The sequence below is a fragment of the Pedobacter deserti genome (genome assembly GCF_024436415.1).
Taxonomy (GTDB): Bacteria; Bacteroidota; Bacteroidia; order Sphingobacteriales; family Sphingobacteriaceae; genus Pedobacter; species Pedobacter faecalis.
In genome coordinates this window covers 753652-779808 of the sequence record NZ_JAFMZQ010000001.1, presented here as the reverse complement: position 1 = coordinate 779808, position 26157 = coordinate 753652, and the positions used below count along the sequence as shown (strand labels likewise).

General features: G+C 46.3%; 22 protein-coding genes. 6 read left to right on the top strand and 16 right to left on the bottom strand.

The window, feature by feature from the left end:
- Positions 1-69: 69 nt before the first annotated feature.
- Entirely contained in the window at positions 70-2952 is a 2883-nt protein-coding gene (locus J3P40_RS03605; protein WP_256003045.1) for a M16 family metallopeptidase, read from the top strand.
- Positions 2953-3017: 65 nt separating this feature from the next.
- Here the strand turns inward: J3P40_RS03605 and J3P40_RS03600 are convergent, their stop codons facing one another.
- On the bottom strand, positions 3018-4604 hold the full coding sequence (locus J3P40_RS03600; protein WP_256003044.1) for a glycoside hydrolase family 10-like protein: 1587 nt from the start codon (positions 4602-4604) through the stop codon (positions 3018-3020).
- Positions 4605-4752: 148 nt separating this feature from the next.
- Between J3P40_RS03600 and J3P40_RS03595 the strand changes: the two genes are divergently transcribed.
- On the top strand, positions 4753-5661 hold the full coding sequence (locus J3P40_RS03595) for a coiled-coil domain-containing protein (protein ID WP_256003043.1): 909 nt from the start codon (positions 4753-4755) through the stop codon (positions 5659-5661).
- On the opposite strand, the gene J3P40_RS03590 is transcribed toward J3P40_RS03595, so the two are convergent.
- From J3P40_RS03590 to J3P40_RS03575, 4 genes are read right to left on the bottom strand one after another with little or no spacing between them, the layout of a single operon-like run.
- Complete coding sequence (locus J3P40_RS03590) at positions 5653-9372, bottom strand: sensor histidine kinase (protein ID WP_256003041.1); 3720 nt, start codon at positions 9370-9372, stop codon at positions 5653-5655. The genes J3P40_RS03595 and J3P40_RS03590 overlap by 9 nt on opposite strands.
- Before the next feature lie 33 nt (positions 9373-9405).
- On the bottom strand, positions 9406-10284 hold the full coding sequence (fabD, locus tag J3P40_RS03585; protein WP_256003039.1) for an ACP S-malonyltransferase: 879 nt from the start codon (positions 10282-10284) through the stop codon (positions 9406-9408).
- A 15-nt stretch (positions 10285-10299) separates the two neighbouring features.
- The gene (gene folE, locus J3P40_RS03580; RefSeq protein WP_256003037.1) at positions 10300-10932 is read right to left on the bottom strand and encodes a GTP cyclohydrolase I FolE; all 633 of its coding nucleotides are present in this window, start codon (positions 10930-10932) and stop codon (positions 10300-10302) included.
- Positions 10933-10942: 10 nt separating this feature from the next.
- On the bottom strand, positions 10943-11353 hold the full coding sequence (locus J3P40_RS03575) for a 6-pyruvoyl trahydropterin synthase family protein (protein ID WP_256003034.1): 411 nt from the start codon (positions 11351-11353) through the stop codon (positions 10943-10945).
- A 90-nt stretch (positions 11354-11443) separates the two neighbouring features.
- On the opposite strand from J3P40_RS03575, the gene mqnB reads away from it, so the two are divergent.
- Both mqnB and J3P40_RS03565 read left to right on the top strand, forming a co-directional pair.
- Entirely contained in the window at positions 11444-12076 is a 633-nt protein-coding gene (gene mqnB / locus J3P40_RS03570) for a futalosine hydrolase (protein WP_256003032.1), read from the top strand.
- 34 nt (positions 12077-12110) lie between these two features.
- On the top strand, positions 12111-12956 hold the full coding sequence (locus J3P40_RS03565; RefSeq protein ID WP_256003030.1) for a menaquinone biosynthesis family protein: 846 nt from the start codon (positions 12111-12113) through the stop codon (positions 12954-12956).
- A gap of 5 nt (positions 12957-12961) precedes the next feature.
- Here J3P40_RS03565 and J3P40_RS03560 read toward each other — a convergent pair whose 3' ends face one another.
- The 7 genes from J3P40_RS03560 to J3P40_RS03530 form a co-directional block, all read right to left on the bottom strand.
- The gene (locus J3P40_RS03560) at positions 12962-13339 is read right to left on the bottom strand and encodes a hypothetical protein (protein WP_256003028.1); all 378 of its coding nucleotides are present in this window, start codon (positions 13337-13339) and stop codon (positions 12962-12964) included.
- Positions 13340-13343: 4 nt separating this feature from the next.
- Positions 13344-14576, bottom strand: a complete 1233-nt coding sequence (locus tag J3P40_RS03555) for an ABC transporter permease (protein ID WP_256003026.1) — start codon at positions 14574-14576, stop codon at positions 13344-13346.
- 21 nt (positions 14577-14597) lie between these two features.
- Positions 14598-15236 (bottom strand): MBL fold metallo-hydrolase, encoded by a 639-nt coding sequence (locus tag J3P40_RS03550; RefSeq protein ID WP_256003024.1) that lies wholly within the window; start codon positions 15234-15236, stop codon positions 14598-14600.
- A gap of 10 nt (positions 15237-15246) precedes the next feature.
- The gene (gene gldD / locus J3P40_RS03545; RefSeq protein ID WP_256003021.1) at positions 15247-15822 is read right to left on the bottom strand and encodes a gliding motility lipoprotein GldD; all 576 of its coding nucleotides are present in this window, start codon (positions 15820-15822) and stop codon (positions 15247-15249) included.
- A complete protein-coding gene (locus J3P40_RS03540) occupies positions 15819-16562 on the bottom strand; it encodes a shikimate dehydrogenase family protein (protein WP_256003018.1) in 744 nt (247 codons plus the stop codon). Before J3P40_RS03540 ends, gldD begins: the two co-directional genes overlap by 4 nt.
- 27 nt (positions 16563-16589) lie before the next feature.
- Entirely contained in the window at positions 16590-17360 is a 771-nt protein-coding gene (locus J3P40_RS03535) for a phosphosulfolactate synthase (protein WP_256003015.1), read from the bottom strand.
- Between the two features lie 65 nt (positions 17361-17425).
- Entirely contained in the window at positions 17426-18829 is a 1404-nt protein-coding gene (locus J3P40_RS03530) for a tetratricopeptide repeat protein (RefSeq protein ID WP_256003013.1), read from the bottom strand.
- A gap of 288 nt (positions 18830-19117) precedes the next feature.
- Here J3P40_RS03530 and J3P40_RS03525 point away from each other — a divergent pair, with 288 nt between their 5' ends.
- Positions 19118-22009 carry a DEAD/DEAH box helicase gene (locus J3P40_RS03525; RefSeq protein WP_256003011.1) on the top strand — a complete coding sequence of 964 codons (2892 nt, stop codon included), beginning with the start codon at positions 19118-19120 and terminating at the stop codon, positions 22007-22009.
- Between the two features lie 4 nt (positions 22010-22013).
- On the opposite strand, the gene J3P40_RS03520 is transcribed toward J3P40_RS03525, so the two are convergent.
- Entirely contained in the window at positions 22014-22997 is a 984-nt protein-coding gene (locus tag J3P40_RS03520) for an App1 family protein phosphatidate phosphatase (RefSeq protein WP_256003009.1), read from the bottom strand.
- A 65-nt stretch (positions 22998-23062) separates the two neighbouring features.
- On the opposite strand from J3P40_RS03520, the gene J3P40_RS03515 reads away from it, so the two are divergent.
- Positions 23063-23920: a diacylglycerol/lipid kinase family protein gene (locus J3P40_RS03515; protein ID WP_256003007.1), complete on the top strand. Its 858-nt coding sequence runs from the start codon at positions 23063-23065 to the stop codon at positions 23918-23920.
- On the opposite strand, the gene J3P40_RS03510 is transcribed toward J3P40_RS03515, so the two are convergent.
- From J3P40_RS03510 to hflX, 3 genes are read right to left on the bottom strand one after another with little or no spacing between them, the layout of a single operon-like run.
- Positions 23917-24567, bottom strand: coding sequence for a TonB family protein (locus J3P40_RS03510; RefSeq protein ID WP_256003005.1), 651 nt, complete (start codon positions 24565-24567; stop codon positions 23917-23919). The two genes, J3P40_RS03515 and J3P40_RS03510, sit on opposite strands and share 4 nt — an antisense overlap.
- Positions 24564-24935: a 30S ribosome-binding factor RbfA gene (rbfA, locus tag J3P40_RS03505; protein WP_256003003.1), complete on the bottom strand. Its 372-nt coding sequence runs from the start codon at positions 24933-24935 to the stop codon at positions 24564-24566. Before rbfA ends, J3P40_RS03510 begins: the two co-directional genes overlap by 4 nt.
- Before the next feature lie 16 nt (positions 24936-24951).
- Positions 24952-26142: a GTPase HflX gene (gene hflX, locus J3P40_RS03500; RefSeq protein ID WP_256003002.1), complete on the bottom strand. Its 1191-nt coding sequence runs from the start codon at positions 26140-26142 to the stop codon at positions 24952-24954.
- Positions 26143-26157 lie beyond the last annotated feature (15 nt).

Here is a 26157-nt window from a genome sequence, read left to right as displayed (position 1 = left end):
TGGCTGCCTTTTGTCACTTGTGGTAATAAAAGACTATTTTAGTCGCCTGACTAACTTTTATTACCATACATGAAAAGAAGATTTAAAGTCCTGTACCTGGGTTTTGCCGCGCTGGTAATGCTTGGCGCTCCGGTATTCGGGCAAAAAAAACCGGCGCAGCCTAAGAAAGCTGTCGCCACAACCAAAAAGGCATCCGCAGCTGCGGGACAGCAAACCGGAACGCCGATTCCGGTAGATCCGAACGTGAAGATCGGAAAGCTGCCGAACGGGCTAACTTATTACATCAGGAAGAACACGGAACCAAATAAGCGCGCCGAATTGTACCTGGCAAACCGTATTGGTTCGCTGATGGAGGAAGACGACCAGCAGGGCCTGGCGCACTTTACGGAGCACATGGCTTTTAACGGCACCAAAGATTTCCCTAAAAATGAGATGATTAACTACCTGCAGAAGGCAGGAGTGCGCTTTGGGGCCGACTTAAACGCGTACACTGGTTTCGACCAGACGGTTTATCAGTTGCCCATCCCGACAGACAGTGCCGAGCTGTTTAAAACGGGCTTTAAGATTTTGGCCAACTGGGCCGGTAAAATCGTTATGGAGGCCGAGGAGATCGATAAGGAGCGCGGTGTGATCATAGAAGAGGATCGCGCGAGGGGCAAAAACGCGCAGGAACGGATGAGCAAGCAGTTGCTTCCGGTGCTCCTAAAGGATTCGCGGTATGCAAACCGGCTTCCGATCGGTAAACTGGATATCCTGCAGACCTTTACACATGACAAAATCAGAAACTTTTACCGCGACTGGTACAGGCCAAACCTACAGGCGGTGATTGCTGTCGGCGATTTTGATGTCAACGAGGTGGGACAGCTGATTAAGGCGAATTTCTCGGAGCTGACCAATCCGGCAAACCCGAGGCCGCGACTAAAGTACGACCTGCCCGACAACAAGGAGCCGCTGGTTAAGATCATCACAGATCCGGAACAGCAGTATAATGTTGCCCAGGTTATCTACAAGCAGCGCGGCGGATCGATGAAGACATTGGCCGATTATAAGAAAAGCCTGATGTATTCGATGATCAACAGTATGCTGCGTTCGCGTTTGCAGGAGATCCTTCAGAAAGACAATGCGCCTTTTATCGATGTGCAAACCAGCTATGGCCCATATCAGGGCGGTTTGGTACCGGGCATTATGGCCCTGCAGACTGGTGTAGCCTCTTCATCGGGTGCTACGCTTGAGACGGCTGTAAAAGCGGCCCTGGCAGAGAATGTGCGCGCCAGCAAATTCGGCTTCCTGCAATCGGAGCTGGATGTTGCCCGAAAGAACATCCTGGCCAGTTCGGAGAAACAGTTCAGGGAGAAAGACAAGACCTCTTCATCGGCTTTTGTACAGCAATACCTGAATCACTTTCTTACAGAGGCGCCGATTCCTTCTATTGAGTACATGTACACGCAAACTGCAAAGCTGATGGAACAGATCACGCTGGCTGATGTGAATAAGCTGGCTGCAACGTTGATTACCGACGATAACCAGCTTGTTATTGTTCAGGCGCCGGAAAAGGACAAGGCTACATTGCCGACGGCCAACCAGCTTTTGGCTGCGGTGAAGAATGCGGGCGCCGGTGTTACGGCTTATGTTGACAATGCGGTCGACAAACCGCTTATCGCGAACATGCCCGCTGCCGGAAAGGTCGTTGGGGAAAGCAAGATCGCGGCAATTGACGCGACCGAGCTGACGTTGAGCAATGGCATTAAGGTGTTGTTAAAACGTACTGATTTTAAGAACGACCAGATCTTATTGTATTCTTTCGGTAAAGGCGGAACATCTTTGGCCAGCGATGCTGAGCTGGAATCGGCCGGCGCGGTGGGACTGATCCCGCAAAGCGGTGTAGGGCCCTTCAACCCAACGCAGCTGGGCAAATTGTTAGCCGGCAATACCGGTCGCGCAGGCGCTTATGTGGGCGATCTTTACCAGGGTTTCAGCGGAAGCAGTTCTCCGAAGGACATCGAAACTGCTTTTCAGATGATCTATGCTTACGCTACCACGCCAAGGAAAGACCCGGAAATATTTAACAAGGCTATCAGCGACTATAAGGTTACGCTGAGCAACAAGAACAGTGATCCGGAAAGTGTGTTTGGCGATACAGTGCAGGCGGTGCTGTCTTCGTACCATAAAAGGGCTATGCCAACCGAGCTGTCTGACCTCGAGAAGATATCGCTCGACAAAGCTTTTGCTTTTTATAAGGCCCGTTTCGCTGATCTGGGTGAGCAAACATTTGTGATCGTTGGCGCCTTTGACATGAACACCATCAAGCCCCTTATTGAAAAGTATATCGCCAGTTTGCCAACAACTCCTGCTGTGCAGGATTTTAAAGACCACGGCATCCGTCCGCCTAAAGGCAAGGTGAGCAAGACCGTTTACAAAGGCCTGGAAGATAAAGCGGAAGTACGTCTGTACCTGCATGGCGATTATGACTATGCGAAGGCGACCAATACGCAGCTTCAGGCACTGAAGGCTGCTCTGGAAATTAAGGTACTGGAGCGCCTGAGAGAGAAGGAAAGTGGTGTTTATTCGCCTAGCGTGGGCTTAAGCCTGTCGAAAGAGCCCGATGCGCACTACTATTTTAGCATCTCGTTTAGCTGTGCACCGGCAAATGTGGAGAAGCTGATTGATGCTTCGCTGGATGAGGTGGCTAAAATCCGCGCCAGTGGTGCTTCATCTGAAGACATCAGTAAATTCAAATCTGAGGAGCAACGCCAGATGGAGCTCAGCGTGCGCGATAATAACTTCTGGCTCAACTACATGGTGAATCGCGTGAAGAACGGCGAACCGATGGACCAACTGCAAGGCTTTAAGCAGTCGCTCGAAGCTGTAAGTGCGGAAAGTACAAAGGCTGCGGCGCAGCAATACCTGACAGGAGAAAATTTTATCCGCCTGGTATTGATGCCTCAGAAATAAGCTTCGTTTAGCGTTATGCAGACTTATGAAAGGCCGCTTCTTTTCAGGAGGCGGCCTTTTTTAATTTAGTTGGCAGATGTTACGCCTTTGGCCTGAACACCGACCGGTCCGCTCGGTTCGCTCTCGTTCTTTAGCCTGTCGAGCGCTGTAACCAGGTAGTTGTACCTCTTGCCGGGTTCTATCTCGGTATCGATAAACGAGGTGAAGTCGTTAAAGCTTATCTTTAGGATGTGCTTAGCTTCAAGAATGTCGATTTTGTCGCCCTCTTCGAAGCGGTAAATAACATATCCTGAAGCTGTCTCCCCGTCTTCTGCCTTAAGCGGATGCTTCCATTTGAGGTGTACCCCGTCGTTCATGGCATCGGCAATAAGCTCCTGCGGCTGATTGGGTACAACATCGTCGAGCCATGGCATTTGAGGCGGCAATGCCGGGTACTGGTACAAATTCTGCCTCAAAGAATCGGCCGTGCCCCGAGCAACGGTTGCCAGCGACTTAGAACTGAAGAATACACTGCCCTGCACGCGGTTGTTGTTTCTCAGATAGCGGATCTGGTTGGGTATCTGGTTTGGCTGCCGCCATGCAGCTTCCATCTTTTGGTTTACAAGGTAGGCTGCCTGACCGATATAGAGATGTCTGCCGTAGGTATTGTTGCTCCACCAGTCGACCAGCGTACCAAAAGGCGCTGCACTGCGGGTAAAGCTGAAGTAAATCTGCGGATTGATATAGTCGACCCAGCCTTCGCGCACCCATTTTCTGGAATCGGCAAACAGGGCGCCGTAGTTGGACAGTCCGTTGGTGGCCGATCCTTCAGGATCTTCGCTCCTGTTGCGCCAGATGCCGAATGGACTGATGCCGAACTTGACGTGCTTTTTATAATGGTGTATACTGTCGCCCAGCTGCTTGATGAGTATATCTACGTTGTTTCTCCGCCAGTCGCCAATCTCTGCAAACTCACCTCCATACTGCTGAAAGGTTTTGCTATCGTCGATCCGCTGCCCCGAGACGGGATAAGGATAGAAATAGTCATCGAAATGGATGCCGTCTACATCGTAGCCTTTAACCACGTCGAGGATCACCTGTACGATATATTCCCTTACCTGGGGTATGCCGGGATCGAACTGTTTTTTGCCGGCATAGGTGAAGAACCATTCAGGACGTTTGCGGGCCATGTGGTTCTCGTGCAGCGCTGCACCGGGACTCATCGACGCCCGGTAAGGATTGAACCAGGCATGCAGTTCCATTCCACGAAAGTGCGCTTCCTTGATGGCAAACTCTAGTGGGTCGTAACCTGGTGCTGGCGCGATGCCTTGTCGCCCCATGAGCCACTGGCTCCAGGGCTCCCTGGATTTTGCGTAGAATGCATCGGCCGCAGGCCGCACCTGCAGCACAATTGCGTTCATGCCATTCGCATGATGCTGCTCCAGGATACCTATGAGCTCCTGCTTTTGTTTGTCGACGCTCAGCCCCGGCCTCGAGGGCCAGTCGATATTAGCTACCGTGGCCACCCACACACCTCTGAACTCGCGCTTTGGAGCAGTTTTTGATGTGGTTTGCGCGAATAGAGAGATTTGGACTGAGAAAAGTAGCGCAAGCCCGTAAATAATATGTTTTAGCATGCTGTATTGGTTCTCTGCTTGTGAATATAGTTTCATTTGTTGTGTTTTGTGGACTGTGTGTATCCGTAACTCTTAGCAAGTAAACGATTTTTTCGAAAGACTTATACAAAATTGTGCGTTTTTTTTACTTTAGTTGATTCGGCGCACAGCCATTGCTAGTGGATATTGTATTAATTATTGATTGATGTTGAACCAGAACGATACTATAAATAAAGGTGACCGTAATAAAATCTATTTTCTGGTAGTCGTCATTATCGCCCTGCTCGGCACAAACGCTTACCTCTTCTTTGAGGGCAAGCAGGAGAATGAGCGGTATGTGAGCATAAACACCGAAAAAGACCGTCTGCAGCTTGAGGTGGAAAAGATTGAAGTGGAACTGGACAAGCTTAACGAACTTAATGTTCAGCTTAGTGACAAGCTGGTTAACGAACAATCGCAGGCCAGAGAAAAGATCGCGGAACTGAAGGCCGCTCTTCAGAAGGCGGAGTTAACTAAGGCCGAACTGGAGACGGTGCAGGGAGAGGTTAGGAATCTCCGAGACTTTGTGCGCCAGCACAACGAACGCATCATTCTTTTGGAACGGGAAAACGCCTCACTGAAAAATGAGATGGACGTACTTAAAGAGACGGCTAGCCTGGCAGAGCAGCAGGCAAAGTCGCTTGCCGAAAAAAACACTGAACTGAATGCAAAGGTGCGTGCAAGTTCGGCGCTCAAGGCGTCAAACGTATCGGTTACGGCTTATCGCGTAAAGAGCAACGGACGGAACATTGAAGTGACCCGGGCCAGCACGGCGAAAAAGCTGAGCGTGAGGTTTTCCATAGTTCCAAATGCCCTTGCAGAAAAAAACTATCACAAGATTTACTTGCGGGTGTTTGACCCGGCGGGCAACCTTATCGCGAATGAGAACAACATGTTTGAAGCGGAAGGAGAAGATATGCAATACAGCACGTCGACCTCCATATCTTACAACGACGACAATACAAGTTACACCATGGATTGGGTTAATCCGAACCCCTTTATGAAAGGCACCTATACGGTGATCATCTATTCAGACGGTTATACCATGGGCCGGTCGGAAATTGAACTACGATAGCGGGAAAGTGAGGTAAAAGGTCGTTCCGACACCATCAAAAGATTTAAAGGCTATACTTCCTCCGGCGTTTTCAATAGCTTGTTTTACAAAGGCGAGCCCCAATCCGGTACCAGACGACTTGGTGGTGAAGTTGGGCACGAATATCTTATCCTGAAGCCCGGTATCTATACCCTTGCCATTATCGTCGACCTCGATATAGACGTTCTGCTGATCGCTTTTTACCAGAACTTGAATGCGACATGCCTCATTTGGTCTTGCAGCCTCAATTGCATTCTTAAAGAGGTTGTTGAAACTTCGAAGCAGCTGGCCCTTATCGCCCATGACCACAACGTCCCTGCCTGCATGGTTGCGGATCAGTATTTCAACGTTGGAGGTGTTTGTAAATACATCTCTGGCCTGACCGATCACAGGCAGCAGCGAAAGCCGTTCCAGTTTGGTGTCGGGCATTTTAGCGAAATTCGAAAACTCGGACGCAATAGTAGATAAACTGTCGATTTGCTCAATAAAGGATTTGTTGAAGCGCTCGAACTTCTGTTCGAAGTTGGGATCGTTTTCCCGCCAAGACTTTTCCAGAAGTTGGACGCCCAGTTTTAAAGGCGTTAGCGGGTTTTTTATCTCGTGTGCAACCTGTTTCGCCATTTCCCGCCAGGCGCTCTCACGCTCGGATCGCGCAAGCTTAGCCGCGCTTTCCTCAAGTGCGGCGATCATTTTGTTGTATTCTTTAATGAGCGAGCCGATTTCGTCGTGCCGATGCCATACAATGGGCTGGTTTCGTTGTCCGAGCTTGGTTTGCTTGATGCTTTCCTGAATAAAGGTAAGCGGAGCCGTGATCTGGTTCGCAAGAAAGACGGCGAGTATACCAATGCCGACAAACACAAGCGCATAAATATTGATGAGCAGGTTGATGAACACGCCGATTTTGTTCTGATAGTCGGCCTCGTTTGCATAGTAGGGTACGTTGATGTAGGCGACTGTCCGGTTTTGGCCATCGCGGATCGGTGCGTAACCGGAGGCATAGGTAAACATGCCGACCTTCTCAGCGGGGTTGATGTATTCCGACCTTTGTAACTGACTTAAATGTATGAAGGCCCGCGAACCCATGCGGCGGTTGATAATACCGAGGTCAAACATCCGCGGCAGGGATGTGAAGATCAATTGTCCATCGGTATCAAAAAGATTCAGATAGGAGGCGTTGATATCGGCAAACTGATTAAAGTCATTAACCGCTTTGTCGCTCGGGTATGGTATGCCCGTACTCACAATCTGCCGCTCATATGACTCCTGTACTTTGCGCACCTTTTCTTTGATAACGTCTTCTTGTTGTATGCGGTAAACTTTACGCATATAGAAGTAGGTTGTCCAGCCGACAATGAGTAAGGTAGCCACTACGGAAAGTATAATCGAAAACTGTATCCGGGTTTTATATAAGATCTTGTTTGCATTGATCATTAAGGATCGGTTGATGTTGAACCAGCCCGTCCAGCTTTCATCGATATTCTTTAGGAGCCAAATCAGGATGTATAAGGTGATCGAAAAAAGAATGAACACCAACAGAAAGAATGATAGTGTAGCAAGACGGGTGATATAAGAAACGTTCTCGCGACTGATCATGACTACCTTGGAGGCACCGGGTGAATAGATCAGGTGCGAATAATTTGCGCTGTCTGCGGTGAACTCAATTCCTGGCTGATTATCGATCAGATTGTAATTTGTAAGTTTGTAAGTGTATTTGCCCGACTGGCTTTCCAGCTTACCGTCTTTGTAGAATGCTATAGAGTAATTTGCATAATCATCATCGCTGCCCGAACTGCGGTCCAGCAGGATCTCCGGAACCTGACCCCTGAAATTATAGGGCTGCGTTTTGAGCTCGACAACAAGGGTGCCGAGGAACCTTTCGTCTTCTATGACAGGAACGATGCCAAAATAATGCTGGTACCCGAAAGCGTTATTTATTTTATAAAAGAAATCGGATTCCTGCAGCTTGACTGAGCCGGACTGCACCATATTCTTAAAATAACCAAGTTTCATGACCCGATCGCCGGTCATCGGCAGTCCGGCATGATTGTAGGCATAAATATCGAATTCAAACTTTGGCAGGTACGTTTCGAGGTATTGGCGATTGATGTGCTTCCTAAGTTCAGCACCGCTGCTGAGGGCAGGCTGCTTGAAGTAATGCAGCACAAAGTTATTGCCGAGTACGGCCTTTTCAAGACTACTGATTGCGCTTATTGTTTTGAAGTCTTCTGCATCTTCCAGTCTTTGCGCAATTGTGATCCGGCCAGTCCGTTCCTTTTCTTCGGTAAACTTCAGATATTTTACAGAGGAGATAAACGCAAGACAAAAAAACAGCGCTGCAAAGATCCCTATTGAGAATTTCGCTCCGCGCTGATAGAAGTTCCAGCCCATGATGAATATAAATAGGGCATAGGCAATAAAAAAGACACTGAATTCGCTGAGCATCCGATAGAGCAGATAAACAAGGAATAAGGTCAGGAACAGTACAAGCCGGTCTCTGTTAGATACCTTGAGTTGCAAGGTCTGCTGCATAAAGATTTGCGCAACCAAGTAGGTATTGAACCACACGAGGCACAAAATAACGATACTGACCCAGGTGATCCAGCCCAGATTGATGATATTTGTAATGTCGAAGTTGATCTTGGAGTTGATGATAAGTCCGAAAAACACCTGATCAAACAAATACGCGAGTGCAGCAAAAGCGATAAGAAAAAGACCGTGTATAATAAGGCCAACACTCCGGTTGTTTTGAAGCCAGCCTGGCGTTCGGTATTTTTCTGCATGCGTGTACATAAACAGAACAATCCAGGTTATGGCAATCACGTTTAACAGGAAATCACCCAGTGAGGGCATAAAAAAGCTTTCCGCATACACGTTTGGGCTAAAGATCAGCAGATCAAACTGCCGATTAAACCAGCCATATTCCAGGTCGCTGATCCGAACGGCCATGAAAAAACACATTAACAGCAACGTTCCGCCAACCGGATAACCTTTTTTTACCAGCCAACCGCAAAACGAATTGACAAACAGGCAGAAGCTAAATATGCCAATGATCCACAGCCACAGTTCAATGGTTGAATAGATGCTTTTGGAATAATTCGGCTTGAGCTTTACTTCGAAAAAGAGTTTACCCTCCAGATTGTGAATCCCGTAAACCTGCTTGTCGGTGAACACGGCCAGTTCAAGAGCATTAGTTTCAGATAGCAGGGGGGATATCTGGTTACTCAGATATTCGTTCTGAACCGGGTAATTTGTCCTGATCTCGATCAGGAAAATGATGTCATAAGCCCCGGAGGTTTTTTTGATCAACTCGTACCAGCCGTTAGACAACTGCACAAAGGATGAGCCTTCGCGAATGAATTCAGGGTTTGGAGGAATCGCCTTAAATGAGCTCCAGAACCTTAACCGCCCGTCTTTATATGTAAGGATATTAATGCCCTGATCACGATAGTTGTTAATAAAATTGAGCGCATATGCTTCGTTCAAATGATAACGTTTGGCGCTTTCGACCTGTCTGGCGCTCAACAAAAAGTTGTGGATGATCTCCTCTTTCTCCTTCAGGCTGTTTTGAAGCTTGGATGCCTCATATTTCAATAGTTCTTCCTTGGAGATAGAGTGCTTAAGCGAAATAGCTGTAACAATACAGCAGGCACCCAGTATCAATAATAGAAATCTGATGTTACCTGCTATACTCATCGCTATGTCATTGAATCAGGATCTGTCGAACAATTAGGCTGTTGCCGAAGCTGTTTGCACCTCTTTGCTCACCTTTTTAACCAGACCTTGCAGCACATTTCCAGGGCCAACTTCAATAAATTCGTTCGCACCATCTGCAATCATCTGCTCAATTGTCTGAGTCCACTTTACGGCACCTGTAAGTTGCGTAATCAGGTTTTCTTTAATTCTTTGAGGGTCGGTATTGGCTACCGGGTCAACATTCTGATAAATGGGGCAAACTGGCTTTAAAATTGGCACTAGCTCTATGGCCTGCTGTAGCTCGCGTCTGGCAGGCTCCATCAGCGGAGAATGGAAGGCGCCTCCTACGTTCAGTTTCAATGCACGCTTTGCACCGGCTTCGGTCAGTTTCTGACATGCGAGGTCTACACCGGCTATGCTACCCGAAATAACGATTTGCCCGGGACAGTTGTAATTTGCCGCTACGACTACTTCATCTATTTCATCACAAACCTGCTCAACAACATCATTTGCAAGCCCAAGGATGGCTGCCATTGTGGATGGCTCCAGTTCACAAGCTTTCTGCATGGCGTTGGCCCTGGTAATGACCAGTCTAAGCCCGTCCTCAAAAGACAATGCCGACGCAGCAACCAATGCCGAGAATTCGCCCAGAGAGTGACCCGCCACCATATCTGGCTTAAAACGCTCGCCCAAAGTCCTGGCGAGGATCACAGAGTGAAGAAAGATTGCCGGCTGGGTGACCTTGGTCTGCTTCAATTCTTCATCTGTTCCCGAGAACATTATATCGCTAATCCGGAAGCCGCTAATGTCATTTGCCCTCTCGAACATCTCTCTCGCTTGAGGCTGCTCATACAGCGCTTTGCCCATGCCTGAAAATTGGGCGCCCTGCCCGGGAAAAATATATGCTTTCATAATGTCGTATGCTTCTTAATGTAAATTTGCTGTAATCAGCCTTAAAAATTCCGCCCTGGTTTTATCTTTGGCAAACTCGCCGGTAAAAGCGGAGGTCGTGGTTACGGAATTCTGCTTCTGTATACCCCGCATGGCCATACACAGGTGTTTGCACTCAATAACTACGGCTACGCCCGCCGGCAGCAGCGTTTCTTGTATACAATCCCGTATTTCGTTGGTAAGGCGTTCCTGCACTTGCAGACGGCGTGCAAAGGCGTCAACAATGCGGGGAATCTTGCTTAAGCCAACAATGTGTCCGTTTGGAATGTAAGCCACATGCGCTTTTCCGAAAAATGGAAGCATGTGGTGTTCGCACATGGAGAAAACTTCGATGTCTTTGACGACAACCATCTGGCTGTAATCTTCACGGAACATTGCTCCCCTAAGGATCTCAGCCGGATTAAGGTCGTAACCGTGTGTAAGATATTGGAGTGCCTTCGCAACTCGTTCGGGCGTCTTCACAAGTCCCTCCCGATCGGGGTTTTCTCCGAGTTGTTCCAGAATATCTTTATAATGATTAGCAACCGAAGCTATCTTGCCTTCGTTATAACGGTCAATTTTAATGTACCCGTCTTCTTGCTCGTCAAAATGGTCTGTATGACTGTTCATATCGATCTGATTAGCCGAAATACTCAACAAAGTTGTTTTCGGTTTCATGAATTTTGATGGCATGCAACTGCGCGCCTGAATCATTAATTAGGGGTGCCAATATATCCCAGACAGCGATGGCGAGATTTTCAGTCGAAGCAAGCTTTCCCTGCATAAAATCTACGTCCATGTTTAGGTTTTTGTGGTCGATTTTGTCCACTACATGTGCGTTAACGACGTCCTTAAGCCACTTCAGGTCGACTAAAAAGCCAGTTTCAGGATTCACCTCCCCCTTTACTGTTACAAACAGCTGATAGTTGTGTCCATGCCAGTTGGGATTAGCGCACTTTCCAAAAACTTCCGTATTTTTATCGTCCGTCCAGTCGGGCCGGGATAATTTGTGAGCCGCGTTAAAGGAAGCTTTCCTCGTTATATATATCATGGTACTTATATTATTTGCAAATATACGCAGAAAGCTTAAAGTAGAAAGGTTTAACGAAACTTACGCAGTCCCGAAAATGTCATGATCACGATGAAAACGCTTATAATTGCTGCAACGCGGGCTGAAATAGCGCCACTTTATAAACACTTCAAATTAGCGGAGGCGAACTTTGTCCAAACGCCGGCTTTCGACCTTCTGATCAGTGGCGTAGGTATGACAGCGACAGCTTTTGCACTTGGGCAGCGTCTTAACCTCAGCTATAACCTTGTTGTCAACCTGGGCATCGCCGGATGCTTTGACCGGTCCATTCCCCTTGGCAGCGTGCTGAACATTATTGCTGATGAATTTTCTGAATTAGGCGCTGAGAATGGCGACGGCTTTTTATCGATAGACGAGCTTGGTTTTGGTCGCTCAAGAATCCCGGCCCGAGTCCCTGCTGATACGCCGTTTGTTGCCGCATTAAAAGAAGTCAGGGGCATAACGGTCAACTCTGTACATGGCCGGGCAGACAGCATAGCAGAGGTAACGAATCGCCTCAGTCCGGTAACAGAAAGTATGGAAGGTGCGGCAGTGTTTTATTGCTGCAACGAACTTTCCCTGCCATGCATCCAGATCCGTAGCGTTTCTAATTATGTTGAGGAGCGAAACAGTTCCAATTGGGACATCGGGCTTGCGATCCGGAACCTGAATACCTGGGCGATTGATTATTTGACAAATCGCTAACCGATAACTTTCCCGAGCTGAGTACTTTTAGGTTATGAAACTTACTTTAGGCTTTTCCCCGTGTCCGAATGACACCTTTATATTTGACGCCCTTATCCATCAAAAGATAGATACGGAAGGTCTGGAGTTTGACGTCAGCTTCGACGACGTGGAAACTTTAAATCATAAAGCATTCAAGGGAGACCTGCATATCACCAAATTAAGTTTTCATGCGTTTGCTTATGTATATGAGAATTATGTCCTGCTTGACGCGGGAAGCGCGTTGGGTTTTGGTGTAGGGCCAATGCTGATTGCTAAAGACGGGCAGCTTGTGGGGCGGCTAAACGATCTGCACCCGGATTTGAGAATTGGTATTCCCGGAAAATATACGACAGCAAACTTCCTTCTGAATATTGCCTTTCCCCATTTAAGCAATAAGCGCGAATTGATTTTTTCAAGCATTGAGCCCGCACTGCTGAGCGGAGAAATTGACCTCGGCGTCATTATCCATGAGAACCGGTTTACGTACGAAGAGAAGGGATTGCACAAAATCATCGACCTGGGGAATTACTGGGAAGAGCTTACCGGCTGTGCAATTCCGCTTGGCGGCATTGTTATACGTCGTGACGTGGACCCCAAGATTCAGCACAAGGTAAACCGGCTTATAAGGAGGTCCGTCGAATTCGCGTTTGAGCACCCAAAATCGGGGCTTTCCTTCATTAAATCTCATGCGCAGGAAATGAGTGAGGCAGTCATGTACAAGCACATTGACCTTTATGTGAATAAGTACAGCGCCCATTTGGGCATTGAGGGAAGAAGGGCCATCGATACCCTGTTTAATTTGGCACAGAAGAAGGGGATATTGCAACCCCTGAGCAAAAGTCTGTTCTTAACGTCATAAAACCGCTAGCGACAAGGGCCTTCGGGAATTTCTTTTGTGATTTTAAGAAGCTTTGTAACGACCATAGTCGAGTCGAAGTCGGCCGACACGACCAAACTGTCAGACTTGATCAACCGGCATTGTACCTCGATATAAACAGGCTCGTAAGGTTTCTCAAAATTGAAGTTGCTGTACGCCAGCTCAAGTGTTTTTGCACTATCAGCCACCCAATACTCTTGCCCACCCTCGCAATCGGTGAAAGATTTTATCTCAGGTCCGTAGCTGTAAAGCCCTTTAGCAATCTTAACAGCATCGCTCGCCCGCTCGGAAGTACTACTTCCATTACATGCGCTCAGACCGAACACGACAGCAAACAGTATGAAAATTTTTATATGATCCTGCATATATCTACAGATCTTTATTTAAGTAATTTATCCTCTTAACGCTTAGACTAGCTGACAAAGCTGATGCCACAAAAGAAAACACACCAACAGTCAGGAAAACAAGCACAAAATCCATTGCTTTGAACGCTACCGGATATGCATTAGCAATCACGAGGTTTTCCTGCGACATCTTAAAGAACCCAAATTGTTTCTGCAGGAAACAGAATGCAAAGCCTAACGCAAGACCGCCGATGCATCCGGTCATGGTAATCATCATGCCTTCAAGAAAGAATATTCGTTTGATCAGCTTTTTTCCGGCACCCAGACTGCTTAATATGGCTATATCTTTGAGTTTATCAATGACAAGCATAGTCATAGATCCGATAATATTAAAAATAGCGATAATCAGGATAAACGTAAGAATGATATAAACCGCCCATTTCTCGCTGCCTAGAATATTGTAAAGAACTTTGTTTTGTTCAATTCGGTCTTTTACCTCAAATCTGTCGCCAATTGAGTCTTTTATAGTTTTCTTGAAGCTATCAATGTCTGCTCCCGGAACCAGGTTGATTTCAATTGACGAGACCCTACTAGGCTCGTCGAACAGTTGCCGCGCAAAAGCAAGTGGTACAATAGCTACGTTATCGAAGTCCTGCTGCACTTCGAAAACACCACCCACGGGAATGCCAAGCATATTAAAGTCATCTGCTGGATTTAAAGCATTTCCTTTGCTGCCTTTTTTTGGAGAAAACACCTGCAACTCGTTAAACGGATCAGAAATATTTACCATCAGGTATGTCTGTATGGCTGAGCCTATCAACACGCGGTATCCGCTCCTATTTTCAAGGACGAACTGACCCTCAATTGTTATGCTGTCAAGACTCTCATTTTTTAGATAGTCCCCACTTACGCCTTTGATCATACTTACAGACTGCTTGTCGTTGTATTTTAGAAGCGCATTTTCTGAAAGCACTTCCGTGTAAGAGTATATCGATTCGTCTGCCCGCAGCGCGTTAAAGTAGGGCATCTTCGGATCAAAACTCTTTCCCTGTTGCGGCGAAATCATTATATGCGGGCTCAACGTGTTGAACATTTTGAGTACCACCTCTTCAAAGCCATTGAAAACCGACAGTATGACAATCAGTGCAGCACTTCCGACAAACACTCCAACCATCGAGATGGCCGAGATTACGTTTATCGCATTCGTTGCCTTCTTAGAAAAAAGGTAGCGCCTGGCTATGTAAAATGAAGTATTCAATTGCAGTAACAGTTAAACATGCTATCTAAGGAAAGGATTATGTTGTTTCTCGAAGCCGATTGTTGTCGACGGCCCATGTCCAGGGTAAACCTTACAGTCCTCAGGTAATACTAAAAGGCCCTCTCTTATACTGGTAATCAGTTGGCTGTAATTTCCTCCAGGTAGGTCGGTGCGACCGATGCTACCATAAAACAATACATCACCACCAATTAAAAACGCTTCTTTTGACGCATAAAAACAAATATGACCAGGAGAATGACCAGGCGCAAATATTACCTCTAACCTACTGCTTCCAAAGCTGACGAGATCACCCGTTACCAGAAAGGTTTCGGGCTGTGGCGACAAGTCGTATTGCAGACCCATTTGAGGCAGGTAGCCAGGTATAGCATGCAAAACGACTAGTTCCCCCTCGTGGAACTGCGGTTTGAGCCCCCAGTTATCATACACAAACCGGTTGCCGAAAACATGGTCGTAGTGACAGTGTGTATTTAACAATGCGACAGGTTTCAACCTGTTGTCTTTTATAAACCGGACAAACTCGTTCTGCTCCGACGAGTCGTACATACCAGGGTCAATGATTACACATTCGCCCGTCTCGTCAAACAAAACGTACGTATTTTCCTGCACCGGATTAAACGTGAAACTATGTATTGTTATCATTTGCTAAGTATTATTTCCATTTAAAAGTCCCGATCAACCTGTCGACATCCACCCTTATAAACTCCACTACGGGTTGTATCGAATCGAATTGCGGCCGTTCACTAAAATATAGGGCGCCCCTGAAATAGTGCTTTGCGCTGTCGGTCAGGAAAAACTGTATGGACGACGCCGTATTACCTTCTATCGCATAATATATGCCATATACCCGTTTGTCGGGATAATTAATTAACTTTTGATCGATTGCATTCGCTTTGACCGTGTGCTTGAAGGCGAACGTCCGAGCGTCTTCAGCGAGACTTTCAAATTCCGCCTTTGATGTCACGTCGTAATAAGTCAGATGCAATCGTCCATTAAACCTCGAGAACACCAGATTATACCAACAAGGCCGCGTATCCCTGCTGTCAGCCTCTACCGACCCGTATACCGGATAATCAAAGGTAAAAGCACAGCCCTGATCAAACTGGCGGTACTGTTTTTTCGGAAATTCAATATTAAAGTAACCGCGCGGCTTGGGGGAATAATCTTCACCCCAACAGGATGCGAACAATATAATGACAACCAAAGTTCCGCCTATGCGCCTGATCATGGGTTCCAGATATGCCAGGACCGTTCCGCCTGGAGATAGAGCATCTCCAACCCATTCTTTGTCTTCCCCGAACGCTCACGTACCTTTCTTAAAAAGGTGGTTTCCTCAGGATTATACACCAGGTCGTAAGCTAGATGTTCCGGAGTAAGCGCCTCGTATGGAAAAAGCGGATAGGTTTCATAATCGGGCGACATACCTAGAGGCGTGGTGTTTATGAGTACTGTGTATTCGGCGAGCAGTACCGGATTGAGCTGCTCATAGGGAATTGTTTTGTCTGAAAGCCTTCTACTAACTACCAGAAAAGGGATTTTCAGCTTCTTCAATACATACTTGACCGCCTTGGCGGCGCCCCCGTCGCCAAAGATCAATGCCTTCCTGTGATGGTGCTCCAATAAAGGTAACAGTGACTGTTCGAAACCGTACGCGTCCGTATTATATCCTTTCAGGAAGAGCGCGTCGGCGCTGCGGTCGACAGAAATGCAATTCACTGCGCCAATCTCAAGTGCAGCTTCGTCCACTTCCGTCAAAAATGGCATAACATCGAGCTTGTAGGGAATTGTCACGTTGATGCCCTCAAGCGTTTTGTTTTCAGCCAGCAACGCGGGAAGCATTCCGATCTCCCGGATCGGATACAACTCGTAACCGCATCCGGTGATCCGTTCTTTCTCAAACTTCTCCGTAAAAAACTTCTTCGAGAAAGAATGTGATAATGGGAAGCCGATCAAACCAAATTTTCTCATATCAGGAAGATTATTAGAGTCCAAACGCTAAATCTCCGAAAGATTAAGAAAGTGATCAAATGTATCGCCTCTTAAACCCAACCGGATTGTTTCAAGGGGAATCACTTCTGCCGGAGCTATATTGCCCAGGTTCACATTCGATCCAAGCAGTTTGATAAACCAAACCTGTTGCTCTTTCTGCGGCGCCTCCCAAATGATCGCTTCCTCCGGTATCTGGGTGAGGATCTCATCAACCAGGCCCTCTCTCACTTCGCCGGACCCCCGGTAAATTCCTACATTTCCACCTTCCCTGGCCTCAGCGATTACTTTCCAGGATCCTGCATCTATCTCAGCCTGCATCAGCTTAATCCATTTGTAGGGTGCAAAAATCTTAGCGGCATCTTTTGAGCCAACTTCAGATATCACGGTAACCTGGTCTGACAGTTTACTAATATACTCACACTTAAGCTCGTGTTCAATCGTTATAGACCCATCCGACACTTCAACGTATTCCATCTGAAATTCATCAAGCACCCGGCGGTAGTCGTCGAACTGGTTCCTGATGATAAAAGCTTCGAAGAGCGTACCACCGAAATACGTAGGAATACCAGCAGATTTATATATCGCAAGTTTTTCCTTCAGTTTAGGCGTAACGAACGAAGTTGCCCAACCGAGCTTCACGATATCAGTATGTACACCAGCGATATCAATGAAATCTTCAGTTTGTCTCATGCTGAGCCCCTTATCCATGACCATAGTAATCCCTTTGTTCCGGGGCTTAACGGGTCTGTCAGGTAAATTATTCAACGGGTAATTCATATTGATCACAAAGGTGAAAAAAAATGTACAGTTTTATTGCCAATGACCAATAAAACTGTCCGCTTTTATTTCAAATAGCGGTTGATCACTTCTAGGATCGAGCCATTCTCCTGTAATTGCGGCAGGTATTCAAAAAGTATATGATGCTTGTCGGGGTCTGTTTTCAAAGCGGTTTCCAGAAATAGCAAGGCATCGTTCTTTTCCCCCATAGCAAACAGATAGGCTACCATCCGGTAATATAGTTCGGCCGCGTCCGGGTTGTTTTTTATCGCCTCTGAAATAGCTTCTGAAGCCTCTAATAGCTTGCCCTGCTCATATAATACGGTCGAATAATCAAGCCAGGCCTCCACATCAACCGGGTTGTATTCAAGTACCTTGTTATAGGCGTCTATCGATTGGTCTATCTGTCCGAGCTTATAGTACGCATCGGCCATTGCAAACCAGAAATCCGGATTTTCTCCATCAAGCTCAAGCGCCTTTTTATAAAAGTGTAGCGATTCAAAGTAACGTCCCTCAAAATTCAGCGTAACGCCTATCCCGAACCAGGCATCGGCCATGTTAGCATCGAGCTTAACGGACTTCTTGTAATAGGCACGTGCCTCATCCATGTTTTCAAGCTTCTCATAACATTCGCCGATTGCGCAATAGGTTTCGGCATTTGGCTTTTCATACTCAAAGGTCTGTTTGTAAACCCCTATTGCTTCGGTGAACCTGTCGAGCTGCACCAATGCATTTCCCTTATTATAGTAAGCTGATGCGAAATTATCCTTGATCAAGATGGCATAGTCGTACGCGTCAATAGCCTTTTCGAACATATCAAGCTTATGATAAGAATTCGCCAGATTATACCAGGCTGCATAAGAATAAGGATCGTTATCTATGTATTCCTGATAGAACAGTATGCTCTCCTCCTGTTTGTCCAGAATATCATAACAAAACGCGAGCTCATACAGCCCGTCCTTATTTTCCATGTTTTGTTCAAGACTGCGCTTGATATAGATTATTGCATTTTCATAATCAAGCATGTTTTGGTACACATAAGATATCTGAAGGAGAATTTCATCGGTGGTCTCGGCAAAATCAAGGGCCTTTTGAAAGTTATCCAATGCTTCCGAGTAACGTTCCAGATTGTTGTAGATATTTCCTCTTAAGATGTAAATCTCGGCTTCTGAAGCCTCCAGCATTTCGGCCTTCTCCAGCGCAAGGAAGGCAAGTTCAGTCTGTTCAGTCAGATAAAACAGCTGCGCCTGCTTTACAAGAAATCCTGCTGCATAGGGATGCTGGTTTACCGCGTATTCTGTAACCTGCAAAGCCTTTACCGGGTCGTTTTTCTCAATATAATAGTCTATGATGTGCTCAAAAGCATGCGCGTCAAAGAAATACTGGTCATGATTCCGGATCATTTCCTCATACCGTTCTACTGAACGCTGTGTATCATCATTATGATCAAAATAAAACTCCTCTTCCATAAACTAACAATTAAAGAACTACTCCTTTTGTTTGAAAAATCACTTGATAAGTTTACACAATAAACTACAGTAAACCTCAATTAATTATCAACATACAAACAGCCAGGGCGCTAATCAACTGACAATAACGCATATTAAGATCCCTTATATTATACAAATAAACAGTTAAATCCTCAAAGCCTAGTAATATCTATGTCAACATTCGCCCCTGATATTTGACAAAACTGGGGATTTGATGTAAGTTTAACCTCTTTTTTAGTCACCAAGACACAGGCTTTACTTTCATCAATGTTACGCGTAGACAGCTCAAAACCTTTCAAGATCGTTTACTCTCTATGTAAGCACGCTTATCTTGGCTACTTAATCGAACCTCACGTCGTACAGCTTAATCCTCAGGGTGACTTTTCTCTCACCTATCAGCGGCTTTTTTCGCATACCGCAGGGGAATTCGCAGCACATCTCACCGACCGTGACTTCAGACTTATAAAAATTCTCGACGAAACGGAGCAGGATGCGATCATCAAAAAACATCACAAAAAAGCAATCCGCGCAGTGGAATTCTTCAGTAAAACTTTCAGCGATAAGTTCTATGAGCACGTGCGTCCGCGCATAGAAAAGCGGTTATCTGAAGTACTTACAGTTTTAAAAGCGACCGGTGGAGCATTATATCTCATGGACAGTGACGGCTGGCCTGCTGAACGGCAAATAGCACTGGCCGAAGAACCTGCTACAGTGCTGTTCCATTTTCGTAGAAATGACAAAGAGACCCGATATTTTCCAACCATCAAATTTCAGGGAATGCGTATCGATTTCATGTTTAAGGATGCGCATGTGGTCAGCAACCAGCCTGCCTGGTTGCTTTTGAACGATACACTATACTTTTTTGAACAAGATATCGAAGGCAAGAAACTGCAGCCGTTCCTTAACAAGCGTTTTATATCCATATCAAGGTCAACGGAGGAAACTTATTTTCAAAAATTTGTATGTCCTCTAATTGAAAAATATCACGTTTACGCAGAAGGGTTCGAGATCAGGACTGAAAAACATGTTGCCGTTCCGACCCTGCAAATCGTATACGTTGAAGGCGGCATCTCGCAACTGGCGCTCTATTTCCGATACGGGGATCATAAATTCTCTGCCGGCAACGAAAAGAAAGTAACTGTCGAACTGATCCGGGAGGCTGGCAACTATACCTTTATCCGGGTTAGAAGAGATGCTCAGCTCGAAAAGGCAAAGTTCGATGCGCTGATCAACATGGGGCTTAGAAAGGTCGGCTTTCTAGCCTATAACCTGGAACCTGCCGCAGCCGGCGACCGCTTTTCTTACGCCGTTATTAACTGGGTCAATGAACATTTGGACGAACTGACAAAGCAGGGCTTCGAGATTATAGCCGAGACGGGCGCCAAGAAGTTTCTGATTGCCACCAGTAAGATCAGCTTCGAGATAAAGGAAGACAACGACTGGTTTGATATTCATGCAATCGTGTATTTTGGGGAACACGCAATTCCCTTTATCACATTACGGCAGCACATCCTTCACAAAAAGCATGAGTTTACATTGCCCGACGGCACGATCGCTGTGATTCCTGACAAGTGGTTTGAGCTTTATGGAAGCATTTTCAGCTTATCAGACAGAACAACCTCCCTCAAATTAAAAAAACATCACATCGGCCTCATCAATGAGCTCGCTGAAGACAGCCTCGCCAGCGTTGCACTAAGCAGAAAACTGCAGCGGCTGAACAATTTTGAAGATATTGCTGACGTACGCATGCCTGTGGGCTTTCAGGGCAATCTGCGTAGCTATCAGAAAGCTGGCTATAACTGGTTCAGCTTTCTCCGGGATTATCATTTTGGCGGTTGCCTGGCAGACGATATGGGCTTAGGTAAGACTATTCAGACATTGGCCATGCTGCAAAAGCTAAAGGAAGAAAGCGACGAAACGGCAGGTCGCACGTCACTGATCGTGATGCCGACCTCTTTGATCTATAACTGGTTAAACGAGGCATCAAAGTTCACACCCCAATTAAAGATCCATCCGCATATCGGGTCATCCAGAGCTAAAGATGTAAGCACATTTGCGGATTATGATATTATCATCACAACTTACGGTGTTACACGCGTCGATATCAATATACTTTCAAATTTCCATTTCAGCTACGTTATACTCGACGAAAGTCAAAACATCAAAAACCCTGCATCAAAGTCTTTCAAGGCCGTGCGCACGCTTAAATCGACATACAAACTGGCGCTAAGCGGCACGCCTGTGGAAAACTCTGTGGCTGACCTCTGGTCACAATTAACCTTCCTCAATCCAGGCCTTCTTGGCACGCAATCTTTCTTTAATGAGGAATACGTGCAGGCGATAGAAAAAAAGAAAGATGAGGAGAAGAGCCGCAAATTGCAGGCTATCATCAAACCCTTTATTCTCAGGCGAACCAAAGAACAGGTCGCGGCCGAGCTACCGCCAAAAACCGAACAGACAATCTATTGTGAGATGACGGAAGATCAGTCTGCATATTATGAAAAGACAAAATCCGCTTACCGTAACGACCTCCTCAACAGCCTTGACGATGGGTCGTTTGCAAAGAAGCAGGTCATTTTACTGCAGGGGCTAACCCTGTTGCGGCAACTAGCCAACCATCCAGCAATGATCGACAATGGCTACGCATCAAACTCTGGCAAATTTGAAAGCGTAATTGAAACGCTCGACAACGTCTTGAAAGGTGGGCACAAAGTTTTAATTTTCTCACAATTTGTAAAACATCTCAGCTTGTTCAAAGATCATTTTGAGCGGGAAAATGTCGCATTCAGTTACCTCGACGGCTCTACAAAAGAACGCGGCAAGGTTGTGGCCGATTTTCAGAAAAAGCCCGATCTAAAGGTATTTCTGATCTCTATTAAGGCAGGCGGCGTTGGTCTGAATCTTACTGAGGCTGACTACGTTTTCATCCTTGACCCTTGGTGGAATCCTGCTGTGGAGCAGCAGGCTATCGACCGTTCGCACCGGATCGGACAAGGCAAAAAGGTCTTCATTTATAAATTCATTAGTAAAGACACCGTTGAAGAAAAGATTCTCGCCTTGCAGAATCGCAAAAAACGACTGGCGACCGCCTTGATTACCACAGAGGAGAGCTTTTTTAAGTCACTCAGTAAAGATGATATCCGAGAAATCCTCAATTAGCCCTCTAGCCGAGGTCGGTAATTAGACCAACAGCGCGCGAGTGAGCGATTGCCTCCGCACTGCTGTTAAAAAGACAAGTCTGGATCCCGGCCAGTCTGGCCTCTTCAAGGAGGTTTAGTGTCTCCACCTCCCTTTTCTTTCTGATGTTACGGATATATATCGCCTCTATGTTTTTCGGATATCGTTTGGCAATGGTGGTGTAAATTTGCGGATCTTTCTGTGAGTTATCGCCAAAAAAAACAAAGCGCTGGTTAGGAAAGGCGTCGAGAATACGCATAACGCGCAGCAACTTGCCTTCATGACCCGTCTTCCCGGTCTTGATCAAATCTTTCCAGCGTTTGATCTGGTTGAGCAGAAAAGTTCCTTCTGGCAACTTATTAAACCTAAAGGTCTCCACAAGGTAATCATACAGGTTCCACTCACTGCTGGAAACATAAAAAAATGGATTGGGCTGATCAGCCTGCGTATGTGAAAAGGCCAACAGGTTATAGTGGGTATACACATCTTTAAAAGTCTTTCTAGTTCGCGGATTTTTAATAAATAGCTCACGCAGCCGCCTGCCTATTGTCGCCGAATGCGACACCATTATCGTATCATCAATATCCGAGATGAACGCATATTGGGTAATATGTGGTACATATATTTGTCCCTGGCCTACCCCGATCACCTTGCCCCCATCATCCAGTGCTTCAACTTTCACTCCATGCCAACCAGCATTTATCCCTTCCGGCACGCTCCATTCAAACTTGAAAAAGCCATCATATTCAGTTTTTTGATAAACCTCCTGGCCCTCGAAAGTGAGCCTTACCTGAACAAACGGAAAAGGTTTCAATATAAATAACTTAAGCAGATGGATGATGTTGACGAGCAGATTGTTGCTGAAGGTTTGCCTTGTATGGGCTTTAAATCGAAACACATGTCCGTAAACCACCATATTCTGGCTGTGTCCGTAGCCATGATAAACTTTAACACTTACCGAATTATTCATTAAATTAAAACAGACCAACCTTGCGGTTGTTTGTGATAATGAAAACTCCCATATTACAACCTGAAATGAAATTACTGTTCATAGTTAATCCTGGCTCAGGAAGTGATGAAGTAAATTTTAACACCATCATAACAGATTACTTTATAGACCTTACCCAACACGAGGCAGAGATTTACGAATTACCGCCTAATTGCGCTTTAGATACACTCAAAGGAATTATAAACAAGTCGATGGCCGACCGTGTCGTGGCCGTAGGCGGCGATGGAACAATCAAACTCGTTGCCGAGAGTCTGCTTCGCTCAGAAATACCCATTGGGATTATCCCGGCGGGATCGGCCAATGGCATGGCAAAGGAGCTCGGAATACCGCTGGCTGCCAACGATGCGCTTGAAGTCGCTGTAAACGGATCACCTAAAATGATACATGCAGTCTCTGTCAATAACGAGTTATGTATCCACCTGGCTGATATCGGATTCAACGCCTACCTCGTAAAAAAGTTTGACACACTGCCCCAGCGGGGAATGTTAGGGTATGCTAAAGCGGCCTGGAAGGCCTTATGGAGTCACCGTAAAATGGAAGTGGCATTTGAAATCTCCGGAGAAAAAATTATTTCAGAAGCAGCTATGGTAGTCATTGCCAATGCCACCATGTATGGAACCGGTGTAAAGATCAATCCCGAGGGGCGGCTGGATGATGAACTGTTCGAGGTCGTGCTGGTAAAAAAATACGCCGTCATGGAAATTTTAAAATTGAAATTTACCAGCATGAGCATGAACCCTCAAAATATTGAGTTGTTTCAGACCAGCAGCTTATCCATCAAGACGAAACACCCTGCACATTTCCAGGTAGACGGGGAATATCTTGGCAAAGTCAGAAGCGTCGACGCCAAACTAATCATAAACGCAATCCGCATTGTTGCTTAGTTACAATGTCTGGCCAGCAGTTCGTCTGCGATTTCCGAGCCCATATCCTTGACAAACTGAAATTCCTCGCATGCACCCTGCTTATCGTTTTGTTCAAGCTTCTTCCGCCCATCGCTCAAACGCTGCTGAAGATAGGCCTCGTCATATCCTAAAGTCTCTTTCAGTGCTAAGATACGGCTTTCTTCTGCTTTCGTAAAAGTGCCGGAAGCCTTGTTCCTGTAAAAGTTCCTCACCGCAGCAGTCAGGCTTTCGTTATTTTTATACGCCCTAATCGCCTGCGCTATAACCTCCTGGCTTTTTGATGCACAATCATACCCGGAGAGTTGAAAATTAATTGGAACCAATACAGAGGTAGCGGTGTCATGCTCAGCCGGTACGGTCCACTTTCCGCTGGTAAGGCGTATCAATCTCAGTGCTTCCTTGTCCAAATCTGTACCCGGACCATTCCGAACCTCCGAGTAAAAAACATTGCCGACCCTGTCTACCTTGAAGGCGACGATTACCTGTCCCTCAATGCAGTTCTGCAGCGAATACATCGGATACATCTTATTCTTGGTAATAAAATTCTCGAGCCCGCCCTTAAAGACCGGTTGCTGGGCTTTCACCGCGGTACTCAGAACAAACAGCGCAAGAATCACTCCTTTCATACATCGTCAGTATCTTTTCGATCTTTAGAAAGCTTATCGAAAATCTTATCCATGCGCTCAACGTACTCATTGGTATCATCAACGAAGAAACTTAGCGTGGGGATGATTCGGGCCTGATGCCTGATGCGTGCCCCGAGTTTGTACCTTATCTCACCCGCGTGCGAGTTAACTTCTGCCACAGACAACGTCGTATTGCTGGTATTTAAAAAGCTCAGATAAACCTTCGCGATAGCTAGGTCTGGCGAAACACGGACACGGGTAATCGTGACAAGTGTATTTGGCAGATACGAAGCGCCTTCCCGCTGAAAGATAGCTGCTAACTCTTCCTGTATAATGCCCGCAAATTTTTGTTGACGCTTACTTTCCATAATTCTCCTTTATCAATTAATATAACAGCCTATCGTACGGATACCGCGAAGTATGCATTTCATATATCCTGTCGTATAATAATTTCTTGAACTCCTCCACATTCTCCTTATTAGTAGCAGAGATAAAAACAGCTGGGGCGTTATCGTTTCCCATCCAGCTATTCTTAAAGTCTTCGAGTGTAAGAAGCAGCCGCTCCTCCTCCTGATGATCTGGCTCGGGACTTACATAAGCATCTATCTTATTAAATACCACGATCGTCTCCTTGTCCCTGGCGCCAAGGTCTTTCAACGTTTCGTTGACTACATGAATCTGATCCTCAAAGTTCGGGTGCGAAACGTCAACAACATGCACAAGGATATCTGCCTCGCGAACCTCGTCAAGCGTAGATTTAAAACATTCTACGAGGTGGTGGGGAAGCTTTCTGATAAAACCAACTGTATCCGAGAGTAAAAAGGGCAGATTCTCGACAACCACCTTTCTAACCGTTGTATCCAGGGTAGCGAAGAGCTTATTCTCGGCAAATACCTCAGATTTCGAGAGCATGTTCATGATGGTCGACTTTCCCACATTCGTGTACCCCACAAGCGCAACCCGGATCAGTTGCGTCCTGTTCTTTCGCTGCGTTTCATTCTGCTTATCAATCTGCTTCAGGCGACTTTTTAATAATGATATTTTTTCCAGGATCATCCGGCGGTCACTTTCTATCTGTGTTTCCCCCGGTCCACGCATTCCGATTCCGCCTTTCTGCCGTTCAAGGTGGGTCCATAGCCGGGTTAGCCGCGGGAGCAGGTATTGCAGTTGTGCAAGCTCCACCTGAGTCTTTGCCTGCGCCGTCTGCGCCCTTCCCGCAAATATATCCAGTATCAGGTTACTCCTGTCCAGTATTTTTACTTGCAGCTCGCGCTCAATGTTTCTTAGTTGTGAGGGCGACAATTCGTCGTCGAATACCACCATATCGATTTCTTCCGACCTAACGTAAGCCTGTATCTCCTCAAGTTTACCGGTCCCAACAAAAGTGGCACGGTCTGGCTTCAGCATCTTCTGCGTAAACTCCTGCTCAACCAGCCCACCCGCTGTGTCTACCAGAAACGCCAGTTCGTCCAGGTATTCCCGGGTTTCCTCCGGCTTTTCACCGGGCCTGATCACACCTACCAGAACCGCTCTCTCCTGTTTTGGGGCCGTATCATAAAATTTTTGTCTTGCCATGTACAGATCAAATGT

Bases quoted from the DNA above. Each gene is read 5' to 3' on its own strand.
- J3P40_RS03605 (WP_256003045.1), top strand. From the start codon at position 70: ATGAAAAGAAGATTTAAAGTCCTGTACCTGGGTTTTGCCGCGCTGGTA.
- J3P40_RS03600 (WP_256003044.1), bottom strand. From the start codon at position 4,604: ATGAAACTATATTCACAAGCAGAGAACCAATACAGCATGCTAAAACAT.
- J3P40_RS03595 (WP_256003043.1), top strand. From the start codon at position 4,753: ATGTTGAACCAGAACGATACTATAAATAAAGGTGACCGTAATAAAATC.
- J3P40_RS03590 (WP_256003041.1), bottom strand. From the start codon at position 9,372: ATGAGTATAGCAGGTAACATCAGATTTCTATTATTGATACTGGGTGCC.
- fabD (WP_256003039.1), bottom strand. From the start codon at position 10,284: ATGAAAGCATATATTTTTCCCGGGCAGGGCGCCCAATTTTCAGGCATG.
- folE (WP_256003037.1), bottom strand. From the start codon at position 10,932: ATGAACAGTCATACAGACCATTTTGACGAGCAAGAAGACGGGTACATT.
- J3P40_RS03575 (WP_256003034.1), bottom strand. From the start codon at position 11,353: ATGATATATATAACGAGGAAAGCTTCCTTTAACGCGGCTCACAAATTA.
- mqnB (WP_256003032.1), top strand. From the start codon at position 11,444: ATGAAAACGCTTATAATTGCTGCAACGCGGGCTGAAATAGCGCCACTT.
- J3P40_RS03565 (WP_256003030.1), top strand. From the start codon at position 12,111: ATGAAACTTACTTTAGGCTTTTCCCCGTGTCCGAATGACACCTTTATA.
- J3P40_RS03560 (WP_256003028.1), bottom strand. From the start codon at position 13,339: ATGCAGGATCATATAAAAATTTTCATACTGTTTGCTGTCGTGTTCGGT.
- J3P40_RS03550 (WP_256003024.1), bottom strand. From the start codon at position 15,236: ATGATAACAATACATAGTTTCACGTTTAATCCGGTGCAGGAAAATACG.
- gldD (WP_256003021.1), bottom strand. From the start codon at position 15,822: ATGATCAGGCGCATAGGCGGAACTTTGGTTGTCATTATATTGTTCGCA.
- J3P40_RS03540 (WP_256003018.1), bottom strand. From the start codon at position 16,562: ATGAGAAAATTTGGTTTGATCGGCTTCCCATTATCACATTCTTTCTCG.
- J3P40_RS03535 (WP_256003015.1), bottom strand. From the start codon at position 17,360: ATGAATTACCCGTTGAATAATTTACCTGACAGACCCGTTAAGCCCCGG.
- J3P40_RS03530 (WP_256003013.1), bottom strand. From the start codon at position 18,829: ATGGAAGAGGAGTTTTATTTTGATCATAATGATGATACACAGCGTTCA.
- J3P40_RS03525 (WP_256003011.1), top strand. From the start codon at position 19,118: ATGTTACGCGTAGACAGCTCAAAACCTTTCAAGATCGTTTACTCTCTA.
- J3P40_RS03520 (WP_256003009.1), bottom strand. From the start codon at position 22,997: ATGAATAATTCGGTAAGTGTTAAAGTTTATCATGGCTACGGACACAGC.
- J3P40_RS03515 (WP_256003007.1), top strand. From the start codon at position 23,063: ATGAAATTACTGTTCATAGTTAATCCTGGCTCAGGAAGTGATGAAGTA.
- J3P40_RS03510 (WP_256003005.1), bottom strand. From the start codon at position 24,567: ATGAAAGGAGTGATTCTTGCGCTGTTTGTTCTGAGTACCGCGGTGAAA.
- rbfA (WP_256003003.1), bottom strand. From the start codon at position 24,935: ATGGAAAGTAAGCGTCAACAAAAATTTGCGGGCATTATACAGGAAGAG.
- hflX (WP_256003002.1), bottom strand. From the start codon at position 26,142: ATGGCAAGACAAAAATTTTATGATACGGCCCCAAAACAGGAGAGAGCG.